The 21709-nt window shown below is 46.4% G+C and carries 18 protein-coding genes; 9 read left to right on the top strand and 9 right to left on the bottom strand.

All coding sequences use genetic code 11. The features are described 5' to 3' along the window. Nucleotides 1-95 precede the first annotated feature (95 nt). Both EHO61_RS04845 and EHO61_RS04840 read left to right on the top strand, forming a co-directional pair. A complete protein-coding gene (locus EHO61_RS04845) occupies nt 96-377 on the top strand; it encodes a hypothetical protein (protein WP_135812469.1) in 282 nt (93 codons plus the stop codon). A 21-nt stretch (nt 378-398) separates the two neighbouring features. Continuing rightward, on the top strand, nt 399-1109 hold the full coding sequence (locus tag EHO61_RS04840) for a lysophospholipid acyltransferase family protein (RefSeq protein WP_135812468.1): 711 nt from the start codon (nt 399-401) through the stop codon (nt 1107-1109). Here the strand turns inward: EHO61_RS04840 and dapF are convergent. Further along, a complete protein-coding gene (gene dapF, locus EHO61_RS04835; protein ID WP_135812591.1) occupies nt 1106-1954 on the bottom strand; it encodes a diaminopimelate epimerase in 849 nt (282 codons plus the stop codon). The two genes, EHO61_RS04840 and dapF, sit on opposite strands and share 4 nt — an antisense overlap. A gap of 140 nt (nt 1955-2094) precedes the next feature. After that, on the bottom strand, nt 2095-2856 hold the full coding sequence (locus EHO61_RS04830; protein ID WP_135812467.1) for an HAD family hydrolase: 762 nt from the start codon (nt 2854-2856) through the stop codon (nt 2095-2097). Nucleotides 2857-2957: 101 nt separating this feature from the next. Here EHO61_RS04830 and EHO61_RS04825 point away from each other — a divergent pair, with 101 nt between their 5' ends. The 3 genes from EHO61_RS04825 to EHO61_RS04815 all read left to right on the top strand — a co-directional run bounded on the left by EHO61_RS04825 (nt 2958) and on the right by EHO61_RS04815 (nt 6367). Continuing rightward, complete coding sequence (locus EHO61_RS04825; RefSeq protein WP_135812466.1) at nt 2958-4568, top strand: NAD(P)-binding protein; 1611 nt, start codon at nt 2958-2960, stop codon at nt 4566-4568. After that, the gene (locus tag EHO61_RS04820; protein ID WP_135812465.1) at nt 4565-5716 is read left to right on the top strand and encodes a hypothetical protein; all 1152 of its coding nucleotides are present in this window, start codon (nt 4565-4567) and stop codon (nt 5714-5716) included. The genes EHO61_RS04825 and EHO61_RS04820 overlap by 4 nt, the downstream gene beginning before the upstream one ends. Before the next feature lie 279 nt (nt 5717-5995). Further along, nucleotides 5996-6367 (top strand): VOC family protein, encoded by a 372-nt coding sequence (locus tag EHO61_RS04815; protein WP_135812464.1) that lies wholly within the window; start codon nt 5996-5998, stop codon nt 6365-6367. Nucleotides 6368-6449: 82 nt separating this feature from the next. On the opposite strand, the gene EHO61_RS04810 is transcribed toward EHO61_RS04815, so the two are convergent. Continuing rightward, nucleotides 6450-6650: a hypothetical protein gene (locus EHO61_RS04810; protein WP_135767089.1), complete on the bottom strand. Its 201-nt coding sequence runs from the start codon at nt 6648-6650 to the stop codon at nt 6450-6452. A gap of 69 nt (nt 6651-6719) precedes the next feature. Then, entirely contained in the window at nt 6720-7454 is a 735-nt protein-coding gene (locus EHO61_RS04805) for an LIC10067 family putative lipoprotein (RefSeq protein ID WP_135812590.1), read from the bottom strand. A 124-nt stretch (nt 7455-7578) separates the two neighbouring features. Here EHO61_RS04805 and EHO61_RS04800 point away from each other — a divergent pair, with 124 nt between their 5' ends. Then, nucleotides 7579-8352, top strand: coding sequence for an enoyl-CoA hydratase/isomerase family protein (locus EHO61_RS04800; protein WP_135812463.1), 774 nt, complete (start codon nt 7579-7581; stop codon nt 8350-8352). 76 nt (nt 8353-8428) lie between these two features. Beyond that, a complete protein-coding gene (dcd, locus tag EHO61_RS04795) occupies nt 8429-8959 on the top strand; it encodes a dCTP deaminase (RefSeq protein WP_135812589.1) in 531 nt (176 codons plus the stop codon). On the opposite strand, the gene EHO61_RS04790 is transcribed toward dcd, so the two are convergent. The 3 genes from EHO61_RS04790 to EHO61_RS04780 all read right to left on the bottom strand — a co-directional run bounded on the left by EHO61_RS04790 (nt 8956) and on the right by EHO61_RS04780 (nt 16385). Continuing rightward, entirely contained in the window at nt 8956-12129 is a 3174-nt protein-coding gene (locus tag EHO61_RS04790) for a SpoIIE family protein phosphatase (RefSeq protein ID WP_135812462.1), read from the bottom strand. The genes dcd and EHO61_RS04790 overlap by 4 nt on opposite strands. 141 nt (nt 12130-12270) lie before the next feature. Continuing rightward, entirely contained in the window at nt 12271-13209 is a 939-nt protein-coding gene (locus EHO61_RS04785; RefSeq protein ID WP_246032005.1) for a gluzincin family metallopeptidase, read from the bottom strand. Further along, nucleotides 13206-16385: a SpoIIE family protein phosphatase gene (locus EHO61_RS04780; RefSeq protein ID WP_135812461.1), complete on the bottom strand. Its 3180-nt coding sequence runs from the start codon at nt 16383-16385 to the stop codon at nt 13206-13208. The genes EHO61_RS04785 and EHO61_RS04780 overlap by 4 nt, the downstream gene beginning before the upstream one ends. A 186-nt stretch (nt 16386-16571) precedes the next feature. On the opposite strand from EHO61_RS04780, the gene EHO61_RS04775 reads away from it, so the two are divergent. Together EHO61_RS04775 and EHO61_RS04770 are read left to right on the top strand one after the other, a co-directional pair. Then, nucleotides 16572-17888: a dicarboxylate/amino acid:cation symporter gene (locus tag EHO61_RS04775; RefSeq protein WP_135812460.1), complete on the top strand. Its 1317-nt coding sequence runs from the start codon at nt 16572-16574 to the stop codon at nt 17886-17888. Beyond that, nucleotides 17885-19186 (top strand): MATE family efflux transporter, encoded by a 1302-nt coding sequence (locus tag EHO61_RS04770; protein WP_135812459.1) that lies wholly within the window; start codon nt 17885-17887, stop codon nt 19184-19186. Before EHO61_RS04775 ends, EHO61_RS04770 begins: the two co-directional genes overlap by 4 nt. On the opposite strand, the gene EHO61_RS04765 is transcribed toward EHO61_RS04770, so the two are convergent. Then, on the bottom strand, nt 19183-20664 hold the full coding sequence (locus EHO61_RS04765; RefSeq protein WP_135812458.1) for an NHL repeat-containing protein: 1482 nt from the start codon (nt 20662-20664) through the stop codon (nt 19183-19185). The genes EHO61_RS04770 and EHO61_RS04765 overlap by 4 nt on opposite strands. Further along, a complete protein-coding gene (locus EHO61_RS04760) occupies nt 20625-21575 on the bottom strand; it encodes a site-2 protease family protein (RefSeq protein WP_135812457.1) in 951 nt (316 codons plus the stop codon). The genes EHO61_RS04765 and EHO61_RS04760 overlap by 40 nt, the downstream gene beginning before the upstream one ends. Nucleotides 21576-21709 lie beyond the last annotated feature (134 nt).

The following is a 21709-nucleotide window of genomic DNA, read 5'->3' as shown; positions in this document are numbered from 1 at the left end:
CACAGTATTTTCCCGGGCAAACATGCGAAAGGTTCGGGTGGAGCAACGTCGAAAGCCCGAATCCGCTTCGAATTCCCTTTACGGAAAGGAAAGTTATGCCTGAGTTCGATCAAATCGATCTGATGAACTACGCCGTGTACGGCAATGAACACGACCCGGAATGGGCCGAGATTCGAAATTATATCCGTTCCAATGCTGGAGCCCAAAAGGAATACGAGGAGATGAAACGAAACCTCGCCTCGATCCAACCCCGGAGAAAGCAAAAGGAAACGGGAAGGCCGCAGTCCGGCGGACCGGAACCGAATGAGCGAGGCTCCGGTTCTTCTAAAGCTGCGGAACCGGATAAGAAATGGTGGAACGTATTTTTAGGGGAATAATTTCCCGAACTGGAAACCGGTATGGATAAAGAGGCAAGGGCTTACCTTACGATTCGAAATTTTGTCGCTCCGTTTATCGGAATGGCGGTGAATATCACCGCTTACGGTACGGAACACATCGTTTCCGACGGCAAGTTGATCCTGGTCTGCAACCATCGCTCCGACATGGATCCGTTCATTCTCTCCTGCACATTCCCTAGGTTCATTTCCTGGGTGGCAGCGGAATACACGTTTCGAATTCCGATCTTTAAGGATCTCGCCAAAATTGCGGGAGGAATCCCCATGTCGGTCGACGGTAAGATATCCCTCGCTTCCATAAAAATGATCCAGCAGGTTTTCAAACGAGGAGATGTATTGGGAATTTTTCCGGAAGGCCATGACTACATGGTACAGAACGATTTCAAAAAACCCATGGTGGATTTTCACGAAGGTTTTGCGGCGTTTTCGATCCGGAACAAAGTCGATATTCTTCCCACCGTCATCATCCCTGTGGAAGAGACCTACTCGGATATTCCCATCCCGCCAATCGTTCGTAGCTTCATGGGAATGCCGAAAGAAGTCTGCGAAATCAAAAAGCGGGCGATTTATAAAAAAGTGAAAGTGGTTTACGGGGAAAAAATAGATCACAGACCGTTCTTGTCCGGATCGTTGGAAGAAAATTTAAAAAGCCTTTCCGATGAAGTTCGCGTCCGGATGACGAGATTGTTGGAAGGCCAATACGTGGAAACCTAGACTTCCACAATTCCTGTAAACACTTCCTGAGCCGGGCCAGTCATTAAAACGTGTCCCGATTCCAACCACTGGATGCGAAGGCTTCCCCCTCTTAAATCGATCCGGACGTCTTTTCCGGTTCTTCCGGTCAAATGTGCCGCCGTCATGACCGCACAAGCGCCGGTTCCGCAAGCAAGAGTTTCTCCAGCCCCCCGTTCCCAAGTCCTCTGGTAAAGATGGTCCTTTCCTTTTAAAGAAACGAATTCCACGTTTACCCGTCTCGGAAATAAATCCGTTTTATTTTCGATCAAGGGACCGATTTCGTGAACCGGAAAGGAATCCGGATCTTCCACGAAAATCACGCAATGAGGATTTCCCATGCTTACTGCGGTAAACTTCAAGGATCGGTCTCCGATTCGGATCGACTGCTCTAAAACCGGCCCCTCTCCCGCCAAATTCACCGGAATGAGGGACGGTGCAAGGATCGGCTTTCCCATATCGACGGAAACGAACTCCACCTTATTTACGGAATTTACCGCTAAATCGACTTCGAGTAAACCTGCTCCGGTTTCGATGATCGGATTCTTTTTGGAAGTTAGTCCGTGATCGTACACGTATTTGGCCACGCAACGAATTCCGTTACCGCACATTTCGGACGAAGAGCCGTCGGCGTTGTACATATCCATAAGGAAGTCGCCCCGATTCGAGCTTCGAATGAAGATGACCCCGTCCCCTCCGATTCCGAAATTTCGATCGGAAAGTTTTTGAATCTGTGCCGGGCTTAACCTGAGATCGTCCCGAGTCGCATCTATGTACACGTAATCGTTTCCGATTCCTTCCATTTTGGTGAATTGCACTTTCGCCAATTTACGTACCTGTCCCAAACCGCATTGTATTACATCCATCCTGAAAGCGACCGTCATCAGGGAAAATCCAAAAAGTTCGCCCGTTCGGACCTTTTTTAGACTTAGCCGATCGCACGGTTTTACAAAAATAACACCGCTTCTTAAAGCACTCTCCCTTGGTCCGTAGCTAGGACCAAATTCAGAGCGGAGCGTAAGTCGGGCGCTTCCCAATAACTTCCTGCGGCATGACTTCTTTTTTCCAGAACGGAATCTTTCTTATTCGAATCGGATAGGATCCCCTTTATGTGAATCGCTTCGATTCCAAAGTCCAATGCTCCTTGGATATCTCCTTCCAAAGAATCTCCAATCATATAATCCTGCCCGATCTTCCGGGAATCCAAGCTTAGCGCTTTTTCAAAAATCCGACGGGAAGGCTTTTCCTCACCGACTTCTTCGGAAGTCGTCAAGTGGTATTTAAAGTTGTTCGGAAGTAACACTTTTAATTTTAGAAGTTGTGTTCTGAGATTCTCGTTCGTAAGAAGAATCAAATCCTTATGTTCCTGGATTTCCCGAAGCAACCGAAGTATTTTACCGAACTCATTTCCGTTCTTTCTCTTCCATTCCTTGATTCCGAGCAGGAAAAGACGAAAATATTCGGCTTCCAAATCCAGAACCCATTTTGCCCGAATCGATCCGAATAGGGATTCGGACATTTTTTTGAAGTACAATAGTCGCAATTGATTCGTGGATTTTTTGGGTAAATCCCGTTTTGCTTCGGTTCTTGCCGAAGAATATTTCAGTCGAAATTCTTCCGGATTCTTGAAACCGAATCGTTTCGCGTTTTTCTCCAATTGTTTCAATGTAGATTCGTAAATCGTTACGGAGTCGAAAAGCGTATTGTCCAAATCCAGTAGAAGAGCCATGTGGGAAAATTTTTCCGGCCGGGGGAAAAGCCAAGGAGAATCCTCCGCCCGACATCTTTTCCTTGCAGTACCCGTTCGGTCGGCAAAGATAAGACGAGTATATGAACGAGGATCGTCTTTCCAGGAGAGTATTTCTTTTTACTCTAGCCTTATGCTCCGCGGCATTGGGAATCGGAGCCCTCTTTAAGTTCAGAAGAAAAAAATTAGAAGGATCCATTCTCGGACCGGATAAAAACCTCGGACATAAAATCCGCGATTATTCCCCCGGAAAAAACCCGGTTGGAGAAACGAAAAGAACGAAGGTTCTGATCGTCGGTGGCGGTATTTCCGGACTTTCCACGGGATATTATCTCAAAAATTCCGGGTTCGAGGACTATCTGATTCTGGATTTGGAAAAGGAAGTCGGCGGCAATTCCAGGTACGAGGAACGGGCAGGCTTCCGATTTCCATGGGGAGCGCATTATCTTCCGCAGCCGGGAAAAGAGGCGGTACTCGTACGCAAGTTTCTGGAAGAGATAGGTCTCGTTGTCGGAACGGACAAGTCGGGAGATCCGATTTATGCGGAAACCTCTCTTTGTTTCGATCCGGGCGAAAGACTTTTTTACCAAGGGAGATGGCACGCAGGGTTATTACCTAGAAGGTCCGGGGAGCCCGACGAACAAGAGGAAAAATTCAAAGAAATATTACGTACTTGGAAAAACCGAATCGGCAGAGACGGAAAACGCGCATTCGTGATTCCGATCGATCTGTCTTCGAGAGATCCTTCCATTTTACGGTTGGACATGTTTCCATTTTCCGATTACCTAAAGTCCCAGGGCATCTCTTCTCCCGAAATCCTCTGGTATGCCGATTATTGTGTCCGGGACGACTACGGCGCAAATTCGGAAAGTATATCCGCTTGGGCGGGACTACATTATTTCTGCTCACGACCCCATGACGAGGACGATTTTCCGGCCGTACTAACCTGGCCGGAAGGAAACGGATTCCTGATGGAAAAATTAAAAAGCCGTTCCGAAGGTCGGATCAAAACCTCTCAGTTAGTCTTAAACATAAAAAAAATCGCAAATACATGGGAAACGACCGTCTATGATGCGACGAGAAACCGGGAAACCAAATACGTTTCCGAGCAGGTGGTTTATTCCCTACCTTCATTTACGAGAAAATATATATTGGGGGAAAAAAACCCCGCACTGCATCGACTACAGTATTCCCCTTGGTTGGTCGCAAATTTATTCGTAGACGAAGTTCCGGAAGGGAAGGGACATCCGCCAGCTTGGGAAAACGTGATTTATCGGAGCAAAGGATTAGGGTACGTGGTTTCGACCCACCAAGACCTTAGGGCTCAGAGGCCGCAATCCGTTTTGACTTATTACCACGCTTTCGGCGAAAGGGATACGATCGGTTCCAGAAATTACATGGCTCGGAGTTCCTGGAAAGATTGGAAAGACGGAATTCTCTCCGATTTGCGCAGACCTCATCCGGACATAGACGGACTCGTCACTCGGTTGGATATAATGACGATCGCTCACGGGATGATTCGACCGAATCCGGGCTTTCTCTGGGGAAACGATCGCCAAAGCCTTTCAATTTCCGCTCAGGGTCTTCATTTTGCACATTCCGATTTAAGTGGAGTATCCATTTTCGAGGAAGCTCTCTATAGGGGACACGAAGCCTTTAAGAAAGTGAATAGAGATCTGGGGAGAAGTTTTTGAAACAGGAATCTTCGCAAAAAAATCCTTGGATTTTTTCCGCAAAATTCGATCTGATCTGGATCATCGGTCCCGGAATCTTTTCGGTGTTGATATTGTATTCGCTGGATTTGGCCGGATTATCGAGCGGGATTGCCGGATCAGGTTCGGGTAGAACGAATGGAAAAGCCTTCCCTTCCTGGCTATGGTTGGTTCTCGTTCCCGGCATCGATGTCTCGCACGTATATTCCACTTTATTCCGGACTTATTTTGATAAGCGACAATGGGTAGAGAGAAAAACTCTCCTAACGATCGTTCCGATCTTCTGTTTCTTAGCGGCATTGATACTCCACTCTTTCGGAAAAACGATTTTTTGGAGAATTATGGCTTATCTGGCCGTGTTTCATTTTATCAGACAACAATACGGTTTCTTGGCGCTATACTCCTCCAAGGAACCGAGGGAATCCAAGGTACTTCCTTTCGCTTGGGAAAAATCCACACTTTACGCCGTAACGATCGTTCCAATCGTCTATTGGCATACGACTCCGGAAGGCCGTAATTTTGAATGGTTCTTGGACGGGGATTTTTTCAGTTTTCCTCAGGCGGACATAGCAACCTATTCCCTGATCTTTTTTTGGGGTTGGGTCTTTCTGTATTTTATCTCCCAAGTTTATTCCTACCTTAGATCGGGTAGACTGTCCTGGCCCAAAAACCTATTACTTTTAAACACGGCTATTATCTGGTATGTGGGAATCGTCGTTAAAAACGACGACTTAAGTTTTACCTTGACGAACATAGTGAACCATGGAGTTCCCTACATGGCCTTGCTGTTTATGTACGGAAGATTCGCAAAAGGGAATTTTCCCGCGATATATTACGAAGCCTTTAAAAGGATCGGTTCGGGAGTTTTCGCGTTTATAGGTACTCTAATCCTGCTTTCGTATTCCGAAGAATGGCTTTGGGATACGTTCGTCTGGCGGGAACATCCTCAATTATTCGGAAACGATCCGATCGTAAAATCCGGTATCGGAAGAGGACTCGAATCGGTACTGGTCCCTCTGTTCTTTCTCCCTCAATTCACTCACTACGTTCTGGACGGATTCCTTTGGAAAATCGGAAAACAAAACTCCGAATTGAGGAATTTCTTCGCGCTTCCGAAAAAGGACGAATAGAATACGGAAATGTAAAAGACGAATTTCCGAAGACCCCTGGATTTGGGGAACCACGAACGGCGGCTTTCCATAATAGCCCACTTCGGGATAAAAGCCGGATTCCGTTCTTTTCCCGATTTTGAAACTTCGTATCGATTCCGTCCTTCTACTCGTTTTCCGTAAAGTTACAGAATGAATTCGGAAGGGTCGGGAAAAACCTCGACTGCTCCGAGGTTTTCCGATAGACAAGCTTGGTTTTCCCCCCATAATGACTAAAAAAGAAAATAGGGATCCGCCTCCATGATCATCGTAGAAGGAATCGACTACATCGTAATACCCACGGGAGATTTGGAAAGCTCCGTGAAGTTTTATTCCGAACTATTCGATTTTGAAACCATCGAAGAGCGGACCGGTGAATTTGCAATTATAGGTCTAGATTCGGTTAATATCAAACTTTTACATACGAACGGTAGTAAAGGAGCGCTTAGCGAAGCCAAGTCCCCCGTGCTCAGCTTCGTTTTGGACGTCGATGATTTTACGGAAGCTATCGTGGAATTGGAGTCCAAATCCGTTCAGATTGTGAGAGGACCGGAAGCGAGGGATGGGGGAGAATTCCTGCACTTTTTGGATCCGTCCGGAAACATTTTAGAAATCAATTACAAAGAAGATTGAAAGTCTTAATTTGAGTAGATGAAATTGAAAAGCCCTCTTTTTGAGGGCTTTTTTGTTTTTATAGAAGCGTTCCATTTTAGGATCAGGCGATTTTATCGATGAAAGCGCCTTTGACCTTGTACATATCTCCCGTATAATCCAAGCTCGTGGCTTTACGGTCGTTCGTATTTGCTTGTTTGTTTTCGTAAGGTTCGTTCATCAGCCCTTCCACTTTCGGGAGCTTTCGGTTATCCAGGGAATTCTTTTCCTGCAATCCGAGTTTTATGGAAGAAACGACGCTCATATTTCCACTCACCCAAAATCGTAACTCGCTCCGGGTAAAAAACCAAGCTTTTTTTCCGATAAAGATCCATTAGGGGAAGGATATATTGCAGTTTCCGGTTCCGGCCGTAATAAACATTTGAACTGTATAATATGTCGGGAAGTTGATCGTAGGTTGGTATACCCAGCTTGCAGGGTTAGAAAACGCTCCCATATTGGTCTGGCCACATGTCGGAGAAAAATACGTAATCGCGGCGTACGTGTCGCAACCTATCTTTACATTCGTGGGCCCGTTTAGATTCAAATCCACTCGAATCGCATGCGTTTCGACCTGTCCATTGATGGCAAAACTCTTGGCAGTAGGATAGGTAATTCCTAGCTCCGTTCCGTAGGCTCCGTTATAGGCTTTATAACAATCCACATAGAATTTAGACCCGTAGCAATTGGTCGCGGTGCTTCCGTTCAAAGGGTCACAAAGAACGACTCCGTTGGTTTTCATCACGTACAATAGTCCGGATGAGGCTCCTGCCGGTACAGTCGTCGTGATCGTCGTCGAATTTGCGGTAAGAATGGTAGCGGTCACTCCGTTGATGGTCACTGCGGACGTGGTTATATCCGTACCGAAATTTCTTCCCGTAATCGTCAATTGGGTCGGCAAGTACGGCGCTATCGGAGGAGATCCTGAAGGCGGATCGATTTGCGTGATAACCGGATTTCCCAAACCCAACAAGGTCGAAAGATCCGTATGTTTTGAAGAGTTCTGACAAAAGAGAGAGCCTAGAACTAAAATCGAAACGAGTAGAATCCGCATATTATGAGTCCGCATTTTCCCTACCCTATAACCGATCAAAGAATCGCCTTTTGCTTGCCGCACGGAAAAAACCCGGCAACTTACCCTATTATCGGACAGAATTTACTGCCAGAAACAAGATTTTTCCGGAGATCATCACATGAACCCGACCGTTCTTTATTCCTTGGAAAACAAAATAGCAACTATTACTTTAAATCGTGCTGAGAAAAGGAACGCGATTTCTCGTGAATTGCTCTCTCAGCTTATGTCGCTTATCAATGAGGTATCCGCCGATTCGGAAATCCGGGCTTTAGTCCTTCGGGGGGAAGGGCCCGTATTTTGCGCGGGAGCCGACTTAAAGGAAAGAGAGGGGATGAGCGAAGCGGAAGTGCACTCGTTTTTGGACTCGATCGGAAAATGTTTTCTTTCCTTGGAAAATCTTTCCTGTCCTACAATCGCCGCCTTGGACGGGGACGCTTTCGGAGGAGGACTGGAATTGGCTCTTTCTTGCGACTTTATTATTTTAAGAAAAAGCGTTCGGGTCGGGCTGACTGAAACCGGCTTGGGGATCATACCCGGTGCCGGAGGCACCCAACGTTTGCCTAGACGGATCGGGACTTACCGCGCTATGGAGATGATCCTATCCGGAAGGACGATCGACGCCGAAACCGGTTACGCGTACGGGTTGGCAAATTCGATATCGGATTCCTCGGCCTATGAGGATGCAAAATCTTTTGCCACGGTCCTTTCCGAAAAAGCTCCTATCGCGGTCCGTCTCGCGAAGGGAGCTATACGAAAAGGAATCGGCTTGGAAATGGAAGAAGCATTACGAGTGGAACGCGCCCATTACAACCAAACCTTGGATACCGACGACAGGAAAGAGGCCCTGCTCGCCTTCAAAGAAAAACGGAAGCCGAATTTTAAAGGCAAATGAATCGACCAAAAAATTGCGGCTTAGGTAAACACGATTTCTATTATTGGCAATAATACCGGGTAGAGAGTGGATCAGGATGATATTGACGGGCAAAGAGATTAAAAAGCGTATCGGAACCGATATCCTGATCGATCCTTATTCGGACGAAAGATTGAATCCGAATTCTTACAACCTAAGACTTTACGATGAACTGCTTCAATACACTGCCCTACCGCTGGATATGAAGAAGCCGAACGAAGCGGTAAAACTGAAAATCTCGGAGTCCGGTCTCGAACTAAAGCCCGGCGTATTATATCTCGGTCGCACCGTGGAATATACGGAAACCCACAACTTAGTCCCTATGCTGGAAGGCCGATCCTCCATCGGTAGGTTGGGTATGTACGTTCACGTAACCGCGGGTTTTGGAGACGTAGGATTCAAAGGATTTTGGACATTAGAAATCTCGGTCATCCAACCTTTAGTCATCTATCCGAACGTGGAAATCTGCCAAATTTTCTACCATACGGTGGAAGGCGAGATTACGGAATACAAATCCGGAAAATACCAAGGCAATAAAGGGATCCAGACTTCGATGCTCTACAAAGACTTCGAAAAGGGAAAATATTAACCTTCGGAGCGGTCTCTCTGAATAAGCCTTACCAGCTTCATCGCATTTTCGTTGTTCGGATCCATTTCTAGAGCTTTACGGGCATATTCCATCGCCAATTCGAATTGCTCCGTCTGTCTATACAAATCGGACAAATTGACCAAATTATTGCTGTTGTCCGGTTGTAGGTTCTCCATCTTTTTCGCAGCTAAGATCGCGTCGTCCATATGTCCGATCCTACGATTCGCTAGAGACAAATAGTACCAATACTCCACCAGATCGGGATCGGAGCCCAAATATTTGTTCAAAACCTCGACGGCTTTTGCGTAGTTCTTACCCTTGAAACTGAGCAGGCCTAAAAGTTTGGTTACCTTCGTATTTTCGGGATCGTTTTTATAAAGGGAATCCAAAGCCTTGATCGCGTCCTCGGCCTTCCCGTCCTGATAATCTTCTCTTGCTTTTTTATAGACGGATTTCCAATCTTCGGTTCCCGACTGGACTTCGTCTTCTTCACGATTCCGTCCGGACGGGTCGTATTCTATGCGGAGCAGTGAAAGATCGTCAGTCAATTCTCCGTATTCCCGGATCTCCTCCTCTATTCGTACCAGATCCCCGTTCCCCTTTTCGACGAATTGCAAGAAGAGCATCTCGTCCTCGTTGATCGTTCTTACTTCCTTCTCCGGCGTCAAATCCAGGTCGTCTTTACCGTCAGAGCCTACAATCAGTACGTCTCCCGGTTCCAAATTCGTTTTTAAAACCTTGAATTCGTACTCGGAATCCAGTCCGATCTTTCTTAGAGTCAAACTACTTTCTAGGAATCCGGCGCGACCGTCACGGTAGAGAACGGAAAAGGGGTGCTCCGCGTTAAAGTACCAGACTTTTCCGGTTTCTTCCTCCACTAAGAGAAACGTTCCCGAAATGACCATGGAACCATTAAAGGATTTGAATACGGACTGAGTTTCCAGGTATGTCTCGCTCAACCATTGTTCCGGAGTCATATCCAAAACGCGATCGTTAGCCGCCGAACGAGCCAATATCGAATTCACGACCACTCCCATAACGAGAGAGCCTCCCGCTCCCTGCATGGATTTTCCCATAGCGTCACCATTCATAGCAAAGGTATACCGCTTATAATTATGATCCTTTCCTAATCTCAGGTTACCGGTGACACAGATATCTCCGCCCAAATCCGCGCGCTTCCCTCTGAATTCGAACTGCTTCTTTTGGTGCAAAATGAAATCGGTCTTTACCTTAACGGACTTATTCGCGTCATAAAACAAAGGTTTGGCCAATAAGGAAGTGAGAAAATAGTCCCCGTCCTGTTGCACCTTGAGCCTTTGCAACTCCTCCATTTTTTCGGATAATTCCCGGGTCCTTTCTCTAACCTTGTCGGCGAGGTGTTCGGCATAGTCCTGGAGTTCTCCTCTCGCTTGGCGAATCGAGCTTACCATACTGTTGAAAGAGTCTGAAAGGAATCCGATTTCGTCCTTCACTTCCACGGGAACCTCGACGTTTAAGCTGCCCTCGTTTACCTTTTCCACTCCGCTCAAAAGTCGGTTCAACGGAGTAACCAAACTTTGTCTAAAGAATAGCGGAAAGACGAAAAGAATCACGATCAGAACGACGCCCAAAATGACTGTTTGCTTTACTGCGGTGGGATGCATGAATTCCCGATATCCCCGATACGAATATCCTAACTCGCTAGTAAGATCCTTTTCCGCATCATAATGAATATAGGCTACGAAATGCTGGTGTTCGTCTAGACTCTTACGATAATGCCTGCTCAAAGCCGGTTGGAACGGCCTTAAATACAGTAGGACCTCCGATTTTAATTCTCCGGGAAGTAAATCCCTTCCTTCTAGCGTACATTCCTTCCACTTCGAAAGGATATAATCCCGAAAATGCGATACGTCCGCTGCGGATCCTTTTAGATAGTTTTTTCCTTCCTGACAAAAATCGATCGGAAAGATATAATCCAGCTTGTTCGCCGCGACGAACACATTCCGATTTAAGGAAACTAAGAATTTAAAGAGATTCGATTTTAATTCCTTATCGTCGGTCTTGGGATTTTTTTCCAGATAATCCTCTATGGATTTCCGGTATCCTTGAAAGTATTCATGGCCTTCGCCCAGGACCTTTATTAGGCTGCGTCTAAAATTCTTATCCGGAAGACTTTTGATCCGTTCGAACAATTCCGTATTTCTGAAGTCGGCTTCCAACTGGGGAAGCCTTAGATCGAAGGCTTTGTTATATTTGGAATAATCTACCGGATTATCTCCGCCTTCCCAGTTGACTATATATTCCATTTCGGGGGCCTTCTGCCCCCCCTCCAATACTCTTTCCATGTTCACGATGCTTTTGGTATCGTATTCCGTCTCCTTGTCCTGATCGGAGATGAAAACCAACGCTTGCATGATCAGCATAACCGTCACGAAAGTGATCCCGACGATCTTGATCATGAACGTGGTCTTTTCCTCGCTGAAATTCAGGAACATTACCAAAATCAAAAAAATTGCCAGCGTAATCAATAGAACGATGGAAGTCAAAAATGTGGAGCGTTCTATCACGCCGTCCCTGCTCATGATATTGGTCAGAGCCGGGATCACCCCGCCGACCAACATGGATATCATAAAAGCCGCAATGGCGAATCTCACCCGTCCTTTCGTTATAATCATCTTCCATACGGGAATCACTAAAAAGGACGTGAGAACGAAAGCGCCGATGATAAGCGCAATCGTTCTGGAAACTTTTTCAGCGTTAAAGTCCCAATGGTGAGCCGTAAAGTGGTACTTTTTGGGCGCATTCCATGTCGTATAAAAAAACAGGACGGTGGCCACGATCGCTACGACATACATGCCGATCAAAAGAGACCGGGAAACTTTCGGATTCGTGTCCTCCGGATACCTGGCAATGAACTGCCCCAAATGCAAAATCGCAGGGAAAATAAAACCGACAGTCATCCAGCGATGATATGCGGCCATAGGATGATAGATCATCGCCGCGATAAAATAGCCCAACCAAAGAAAGGAGAGAAACAAGGCACCTAAAGCCAGATGGCGCGTACTGGAGGAGCGTCCCTTTAAAAAAAGAAAAAATAAGGAAGCGAGAAAGACCGTTAAAAAGGCCAAAAGACTTCCGAACGAATAATAATTTAAGAGAATATCTTCTTTTAGGATAGTGAATAATTCCATATTACAGCGGATTCCGATTTCTTAGTAAAAAGAGGATTACGAATGGTTTATTCTAGTCTTACTTATATTCTGATCAAACGAAAAACGCGAGTCTGGCGGAAAGCTAAACCTAACGATTGTTCTAAGATAAAACGCCGTTCGTTAAAGTGAGTCCCAGTCCTTCATTTTCGAAAATGAATGGATCGAGTAGGTCGAATATTTTCCGGGCAACACCCAGCCTTTCAGTATAGACTCCCAATTTTTGGGTTGAATGGAGCGAAGGACCGCTAACAATCCGTTTCCATCCGACAAGTCCTGGCTGATCGCCGTTTTTAAAAATTTACGATAATTTTCGTTTCCCAATTCTCGATAAAGAATTCCTTGCAAACGTACGGATTTGGAGTACAGCCAAGCACCGACCCGAGGATCGTCCGAGTGAAAATTCTCCGCAAGCGGGGGATCTATTTTGGAAGGGCGTTCCGACAACTGCCATTCTTCCGAAACGGATGAAATTTCCTGTTTTGTTAGCTTGAGAATTCCTTTCTTAGCCAGTAAAAACGGCAAAAAAGAGACGATTCCCTCGGCCAGCCAAATAGGCTCCGTAAAATAGTAATGCCCCAATTCGTGCAAAAGCAGCGCTGGGGAACCGATGGGAACCAATCCGGATTCCAAAAAAATTCCTAACTCCTTACCGGTCCCGCCTGAAACATTATTGTATCCGCCGATCCGAGTTCCATTTAAGTAAACCGACTCTTTAAGGACCAAACGGATGCGGTTTTTTTCCGACTCGGGTAAGGTCTTGTAAATCGGTACGGTAGCACGCTGGAAAGAAACTCCCGTATAAGATTCGTAAGCATCGATCAGATCTCTCGTCTTTTCGAAAGCGTATTGGTTCCAGCTATGCGCCGTCGTCTCGTTTCTGATCGTAAAGACCGTATCACCGTCCCGAAATCTGACGGAGCGTTCCATTCCCGAAGTAGCGCCGTATTTCGAAAGGTTCTGGGCGTTTCCTATGCTCGAAATAGACAATAGGAAAACCCCGATCAGAAAACGCCCGCAACAACCGACGGATCGTTTTCCGACGAGGCGTTTCCGTATCACCGGTCCCTCTCGATAAGACGAATCAGTTTGTGAGCGTTTTCGTTTCCAGGTTCTCTCTGCAGGATCTTCCTAGCATATTCCTCTGCACGGTCATAAACTTCCATCAGTCGATATATATCCGCCAGGTTTACTAGGTTGGATAAATTTTCAGGGTCCACTTCCAGCAACTTGAGGCTTGCGGAAAGGGCCTGTTCGTATTTACCCATTTTCTTATTGGCGATCGACAGATAGAACCAGTATTCGTGAAGGTCCGGATCGCTTCCCAGATAGTTATTCAGAACTTCTACCGCAGTCGAATAATCCTTCCCTTTGAAGCTCAATAAACCGAGTAACTTATTCAATTTCTGGTTGGCGCTATCATGCATATAGCCCGTCTTCAAAAGATATAGAGCTTCTTCCAACTTACCGGTTTTATAGAGTTTTCGGGCGTCCTCGTACACCGCATCCGTATTGAGGGCTTTGTCTATATGGTCCTCGGAATCGAAGATATCTTCGATTTCATCCTTCTTGGGCTCGGCTTGGAATTCAATCTTCAGGAGAGATAGGTCGTCCGTAAGTTCCCCGGTTTTTCGGATTTCCGTTTCGATTTCCTCGAGATTGCCTCTGGATTTTTCCACGTGTCGCAAAAATAAGGTCTCGTCCTCGTTGATCGTCCGAACCGTCTCTTCGGGAGTAATGTCTACGTCGTCCCTTCCGTCCGAACCGAGGATCAAAATATCTCCGGTTTGCAATTGAAACGAATGAACCTGGAAATCGAATTCCGAATCCAAACCTAGTTTCCGTAAGGTCAGACCGTCTTCCACGAAACTCGCCTTTCCGTCTCGTAAAAGAACCGTAAACGGGTGTTCCGCATTGAAATACCAGCACTTGCCGGTCTCGTCTTCGACCAAATAAACGCATGCGGAAATCACCATCGAACCGTTGAAAGATTTGAAGACCGCATGAATTTCCAGGTATATATCCGCCAACCATTGTTCCGGTGTGGAATCCAAGATGCGGTTGTTTGCCGCGGATCTGGCCAAAATGGAATTCATAACGACTCCCATTACCAAAGCCCCGCCTGCGCCTTGCATGGATTTTCCCATCGCATCCCCGTTCATCGCGACGGTGAATCTTTTAAAAGAATCGGATCTTCCCAGGCGTAGATTTCCGGTGACGCAAATATCCCCACCCAAATCGGAATGTTTTCCTCGGAACTCGAATTGCTTCTTTTGCCGGATAATGAAATCCGTGGATACCAATTTGGATTTATTCGCGTTATAAAACAGAGGTTTTGCCAAAAGGGAAGTGAGGAAATAGTCCCCGTCCTGCTGCACTTTGAGCCGCTGGACTTCTTCCATTTTTTCCTGCACCTCTCTCGTTCTTTCCCGAACTTTTTCCTCCAAATTTTCGGCGTAATCCTGAAGTTCTCGTCTCGCCTGTTTAATCGAAGAAACCATCGCGTTAAACGAATCGGCGAGAAATCCGATTTCGTCCCGAACTTTCACCGGAACGACTACATCCAGATCTCCCTTGTTGACTTTCTCGACCCCGGCCAGAAGACCGTTGAGTGGATCCACAAGACTATTCTTGAAGAAGAGAGGAAATAAGACCAATACGACGAAGATTACCGAAAGAAGAATGATCGTCTGTTTCACCGCCGTCGGGTGCATGAATTCGCGATAGATCAGATAGGAAAATCCGACTTCGCTCATCTCGCCCGTATCCGGCGAAAATTTCATGAAAGCCACGTAATGCCCGGATCCGTCCAGACTCCTTCGATAGTGGCGTGTTTCGCTCGGCTTAAAATAGCGGAAATATCGGAGAATTTCTTCCTTTAGCTCGTCGTCGGAGAGTTTCTTTCCATCCCAAAGACAATCTTCCGACCAATGCGAAAATATCTCCTGCTTATACGATTCGTTTCCCAGCGAATCGATAAAGGAACGACCCTTTTTGCAGAAATTCGAACCCACAACTCCTTCTAATCGATTGGCGGCGACGAAAGCCTGCTTATTCCATTTTTCCGCCTCGCCTAATAAGGCGGTCTTCAATTCTTCGCCGGAAAGTTTTTCGTTATGAGATACGAATTCCAATATCTGCCGTTTGTAACCGCCGAAATACGTGTGGGTTTGGTCCAGAATTTCCGCCAAAGATTTCCGAAAATTCTTTTCCCGTAAATTCCGGATTTCTTCGTAAATCGTCACGTTCTGAAGATCTATCTCTACCTGTGCGAGATTCAGATCTAATTTCCGATCGTATTCTTTCGAATTTAAAACGTCGCTATTGCCGTTCCACCGTACGATGTATTTTATATCGTCCGTCTTGACCCCGTTTTCAATCGCCCGCTCGATATTAACCATTTTCAAGCTATCATATTCGGATTCTTTTTCCTGACTGGAAATGAATACGAGCGCCTGCATGATCAAGCAGATCGTAAACAGGGTGATCCCCACGATCTTTACCATAAACGTGGTTCTTTCCGCACTATTATTGATGAACGCGATCACGAGAACGGAGAATGACGCCAAAAAGAAGATCACGTTCGAAGTCATGTAAGTGGAACGCTCCATAGCTCCGTCCCGGCTCAAGACGTTGGAGACATTCGGATAGATCGCAGCGACCAAAAACCCTACCGTAAACATGATCAAGGCGACCCGTCTCTTATCCTTCGTTGCGAAAATTCTCCAAATCGGAATGATCAGGAAGCCGACTATGGACACGATGGCGATTACGATGGCCAAATAGCGGCTCGCGTCGTAAGCGTTGACGTCCCAGTGATGAGCGGTAAAGTGATAGATGCGGTCGGCAATGGAAGTCAGGTAAATGAAAAGTATTACGACGACCACGATGACGGAATACTCTACGATCAAGACCCATTTCGCTAAACGCTGGTTGCTATTTCCCGGAAACCTCAAAAGAAATTGGGTATAATGAGTCAAAGCCGGAAGAATAAAGCCCCCCGTGATCCATCGGTGGTACGAAGCGAACGGATGATATAGGAGCGCAGCGAAGAAGTACCCGCTTTCAAAAAAAGTGAAAAGGATAAATCCCAAACCTAAGTGGGTCGTCGCCACCGTTTTATTCTTTAAGGTTAGAAAAAAAATACCGAGAAAGAAGGTGGTCAAAGTGACCAATAAACTTCCGAAAGAATAATAGTTAAATAGGACCAAGTCCCAAGAGATTGTATTTAACCCCATAAACTCCTAAGGTCGCTTCAAACCGCGGATATTGAAAGCGACTCCGACCGATTCTATGTCTTTGGTACGGCTTCTTTCGTTTTTAAGACGAAAGAAATCGCGGAAAAACGATTTAAGCCTTCACTATCAATTTGAAAAGGGAAAAATCAATAGAAAAATACGGGAATCGTCTCGATTCTGTCGATCATGGTCGCCTTTGAAAGAATCCGAAGGTTCAATTCGAATCTGATTTCCCTGATCCGAAAAGAACTATGGTCCCGGGTGCTTCTGGGATTGTTTTTAGGAACGATCGTCGGTCTGTGCTTGAGCCCGGAGTATGAACTGGTTTCGAAGGAGACGAGTTCGATCCTCTCCGCTTGGTTAGGACTGCCAGGGCAATTGTTCCTGATACTTCTACAGATGATCATGATTCCGTTGGTCTTCTCGTCCATCCTGCTCGGGGTCAGCGCCGGCGAAACCGTGGAAAATCTGAGAAAGTTCGGGTTCCAAGTTTTTTTGTACTTCGTCTTTACGACTTTCGTCGCCGTATCGTTCGGAATTGCGATCGCGAGTTTCGTTCGACCGGGAAATTTCGTGGATCCGGCCGGAATCCCCGAAACGGGCATTCTTGCAAAAATCCCTCCGCAAACGGAAGCTCCCAGTTTTCGGAAAATACCCGAGTTGTTTCTTTCTGTCTTACCCAAAAACCCTTTCCAAACTCTGTTCGCCGGGGACATGCTCGGCGTAGTTCTATTAGGGATTTTGGTGGGGGTCGCCTTACTTTCCCTAGACGGACCTACTTTCAAGTCTGTCACGGAGATGTTCCAAGCAGTCTTTAAAACCAGCATGGTTTTCGTGAACTGGGCTATGAAGTTAGCGCCGTTCGCAGTCTTCGGTTTGATCGCACAGATGACCGCAAAAATCGGCTTTCATATTCTCGTAAGTTTGGGCGTATATTTCTTTTGTGTCTTGGGCGGACTAGTCGTCGTTCTGTTATTCTACTCCCTTTTACTCGTCTTCATTGCGAAAAGAAATCCCGTCTGGTTCTTTAAGAATGCGGGGGAACTCCAGCTTCTCGCCTTCTCCACGTCCAGTTCGGCTGCAGTCCTGCCTTTTACCTTAAGGACCGGAATTGAAAAGATGGGAGTGTCCAAAAAAATAGCCGAGTTTATCATTCCTCTGGGTGCAACCATCAACATGGACGGAACCGCACTCTACCAAGCCACCGCTACGGTTTTTCTGGCTCAGGTATATGGGATAGAGCTTACCCTTTTCCAATTGGGATTCGTATTGGTAGCGACCGTGATCGCATCGATCGGTACTCCCAGCACTCCGGGTTTAGGAATCGTGATCCTGGCCACCATTTTGACCGGCGTAGGAATTCCGACGGAAGGAATCGGAATCATTCTAGGCGTAGATCGACTGTTAGATATGTGCAGAACCGTCGTGAACGTAACGGGAGATCTTGTGGCTTGCAACGTATTTCAAAGATTGCAGGACACTAAAGAAAATTCAACCTCTTGAAACGAAAATTTTATCGTCTGGCATTTTATAATATCTTGGCGAACCTAGCCGTCCCCTTAGCCGGGTTAGCGGACGCGGCGGTACTCGGACAGCTGGAAACCCATACTTTTCTAGCGGGCGTAGCGCTTACCAACGTGGTCTTTGATTACCTTTTTTGGAGTTTCGCCTTTTTACGCATGGGGACCACCGGACTTACCGCTCAGGCGTACGGAGAAGAAAACGAATCCAAATCTGATCTCGTACTTTTCCGGTCTCTGTTTTTAGGACTCGGGATCGGATTGTGTATTTTACTACTAAAAAATCCGATACAGGAGTTTTCCTTTTTTCTTTTGCAAGGAGACGAACAGGTAAAATCGGCCGGCTTGGAGTACTTTCAGGCTCGTATCGGAAGCGCACCCGCCACACTTTGCAATTTCGCTTTGATGGGCTGGTTTTTAGGAAGAAGCAAAAGCGGGGTCGTACTATTCGCTACCGTTCTTTCGAACTTATTGAACATAGTCCTGGATTTCTGGTTTGTACTCTACTTCGATTGGCGATCTTGGGGAGCGGGCATAGCTACGACAATCAGCCAGTTCTTTATGCTTTTTATTTTCCTATTATGTTATATACGAGAGAGGGATCGTTTTACTCTTTTCTCCGACGGCTCGGAAAAGTTTTTTTCATGGCCGGATTTCAGATCGCTATTATCTCTGAACAAAGACATCCTATTGCGCACAGTGATGCTGGTTACCGCGTTCGGGATTTTCAGAAATTTCAGTTCGGTTTTCGGGTCCGTGGTTTTAGCCGGGAACGCGATCCTGTTGGAACTGATTTTGGTAGCCGCGTACTGGATAGATGGAACTGCCGTAGCTACGGAAACCTTAGCCGGGGAGGCGAAAGGTAAAAAAGACCTCCGGAGCATGTCGTTTTTACTCGAGCTCGCATTGATTTCCGCAGGAACCATCGGATTTCTATTTTCATTTTTTATCATACTCTTTCCAGATTGGATCTTCCCTTGGATTTCCAAAAATCAGGATGTTCTTAAGATAACTTATCGATATAGATTCTGGTTAGCTCCGGTTCTCTTACTCGGTTCCGTAGCCTTCGTTTTGGACGGATTTTTTTTGGGTCTTTCCGAGGGAAAAATCCTCAGAAACGCTATGGTCATAAGCACGCTTCTGTTTTTTCTTCCCGTCGCGATAACGGGGAAGCAACAGGGAAACAACGACCTACTCTGGTTGTCCTTAGGTTTTTATATGCTTGGTCGTTCCCTCACTCTGGGACGCCAAGCCTTCCGGCTTTTGAACCTAAAAAGTTAACTTCGATCGGCATCCGTGGAACCGGAACCCTTAGGTACAATTCGGATTTCGACTTCCGCCGGGATCGGTTTCCAGTACTCCGAATCTTTCTGTTTGTACATTAACGGAGAAGGGAGACTTCCCGAACTTTCGCTCCTGTATAAATCCAGAACTTCCTCGCTCTTTTGGTACGTACGGGAAGATTCAACGGATTCGGGTTTTACGGAAGAAAGAGGAATCCAACCGAAGCCGGGCACGTAGGCTTCGAGCGCATCCTTAAAAACGGGGGAAGCCGGATTGGAAAGAACCACAGTTCGAACGGGACGGATAGGCACGCCTCCGTCAAGTAATGATTTTTTAAGGCCGTCCCAATCCGATCGGAATAATCTGGAATCGAATATCTTATCGATAAAATAATTTCCCGCTTTTTCTTTTACGGAAATCTTCGTTTTTTGAAAAGGTGATAAGTCGGCCGGAATTTCCTCCTTTTTCTGGAGAAATTCATCCATGATATAAAACCGAACGTTCGTCGTTCTCGCTTCGAATTGGTATTCTAGCGTATGATTTCCTTTGCGATCATCTAGGCCTAACTTTTTCGCCAATCCGCGAACCCCGGAAACGAAGTCTCCTTTGAATTTAGGATCTTTCGCTTTCAAATTTCGGATCCGTTGGTGCTCGGTCGTAGGTGGCGGGAGAAGTCCTAAAGTTCCTCCCATCAAACTAGGCTCGTCGAGATTATAGGTCAGCTTTACGTCGACCAGATATGTGGCTTCTCCGGACGCGAGAAAGCGATCCGTTTCTACGAAGGAAATTTTTTTCACTTCCTTACTGGTCCGGTCCACGACGAAAATCCTGCTTCCTAGAATTGCCAGCCCCCGAACATCTTTGGCAGGACTCCTAACGGAGCCCGTAATTCTGCCGTTGTTCGGGTCGTACCGGTATATATTGCCGTCCGAAGAATCGGAGATCCAAATGCTGTTTCTCGCGTAACAGATATCTTTAGGTCCGGCTCTATCCGTTAAAAAGCCTCCTAGAATCGTCTGCGTGCCTTTGTCATAAACGGATACTTTTCCCGAGTCTGCGTCCAAGATATAAAGGTAATTTTGAAAATTGGCGATTCCGCCGATCTTGTCTATCGGGACGGAAATTCTGTCCGTGACTCCGCCTGTATTCGGCTCGACTTTTAATATTACGCGTTTTGCGGCAACGAATACCTTTCCTTCTCTCGTATCGAAATTCAATCCCGAAAGAAAGGGAATCCCCAGATTAAAGACTTCCTGTCGTCCGGTAGGGTCCACTTTAAAGATAGCTCTGCGCTTGCTGTCTACAAACCAAAAATTCGTGCCGTCATACGACAGCCCGTAAGGATTCTCGGTCAATTGGATATCGAGATCGGCTTCTTCTTGGGCTCCGAGCTGCGGAAACGAAAATAGGATTAGAATAAAAGAAAGCGCAAAGACTAATTTTGTTCGACGAAAAGGTCTCGAATTCCGTTCCATAGCTCCTCTCCTAAGCTAGGCTGGGGTCCTGCGGCAGTAACGATCTCCATGGGCGAAGGCGTAAAAATAAAAACCAATGAAAGCAAAATCGCGATGCCGGAAACTTTCCGGATCGAATCCAAGGGAACCATCGGATCCGGAACGTAAGGATGTTCCACCCTAATGAAATAGTAGATGAGCAATCCCCAAAGGATCCACGCATAATTCCAGAAAGAAAGCGCGAGAAATACGCAGAATAAGTAATAGATCCAGCTCCGGTACTTTTCCCCGAAAACGGCATAAATTACGTGGCCTCCGTCCAATTGGCCGAAAGGAAGTAAATTGATCGCCGTGACCAAAAGGCCCACCCAACCGGCAAACGCAAGCGGATGAATCTCTACTTCGTACAAATTCGCGTCGAAAGGACCCAAGACCAATTGGTTGGCCCAAGCTACGAGTAAGCTCTCTCCGAATCGGACCTGAAACAATTCCGGATTGGCGCCGAGCGATTGGGACAATTCCGAGATCGGTACCAATTTCGAATACTTTAAGCCGATCAGATAGCAGGGGACGGAAAGGATCAGGCTCATCGCAGGTCCCCAGATTCCGATATCAAAAAGCTGCTTTTTGTCCCGGATCGGCTCTTGAATCTTTATAACGGCACCCATTGTACCGACCGGTGAAACGGGCAGAGGAATAAAAAAAGGAAGGGTCGCCCGGATTCCGTAATATCTTGCCGCTAAATAATGACCCATTTCGTGGCAGAATAGAATGCCCAAAACGGGAATCGAATACAAGTACCTCTCCCAAAACTGGGCTCGAATCCAATCCCATTGTAAAAACGGAAGATTTAGAGTCTCTTCCTGAAATGTAAGAGTCAAAAAAGTAAGAAGGAAGAGGATGATATGGAGTCCGTATTTTGGTTTTTCCAATGGCTGATCTCCTTTGTCCCCACCCGAAAGGCGATCGGGTGGTTGCGACGGATTCCTTGTTTACATATAAGGGAACCCTACATAGGGTTTCCGATAGGAGCCTTCTAGGCAAGCGCGAAAGGAACAGGGAATAA

The organism is Leptospira fluminis (genome assembly GCF_004771275.1).
GTDB classification, from domain to species: domain Bacteria; phylum Spirochaetota; class Leptospiria; order Leptospirales; family Leptospiraceae; genus Leptospira_B; species Leptospira_B fluminis.
The sequence above is the reverse complement of the archived record's forward strand: the minus strand, read 5'-3'. Positions and strand labels throughout refer to the sequence as shown.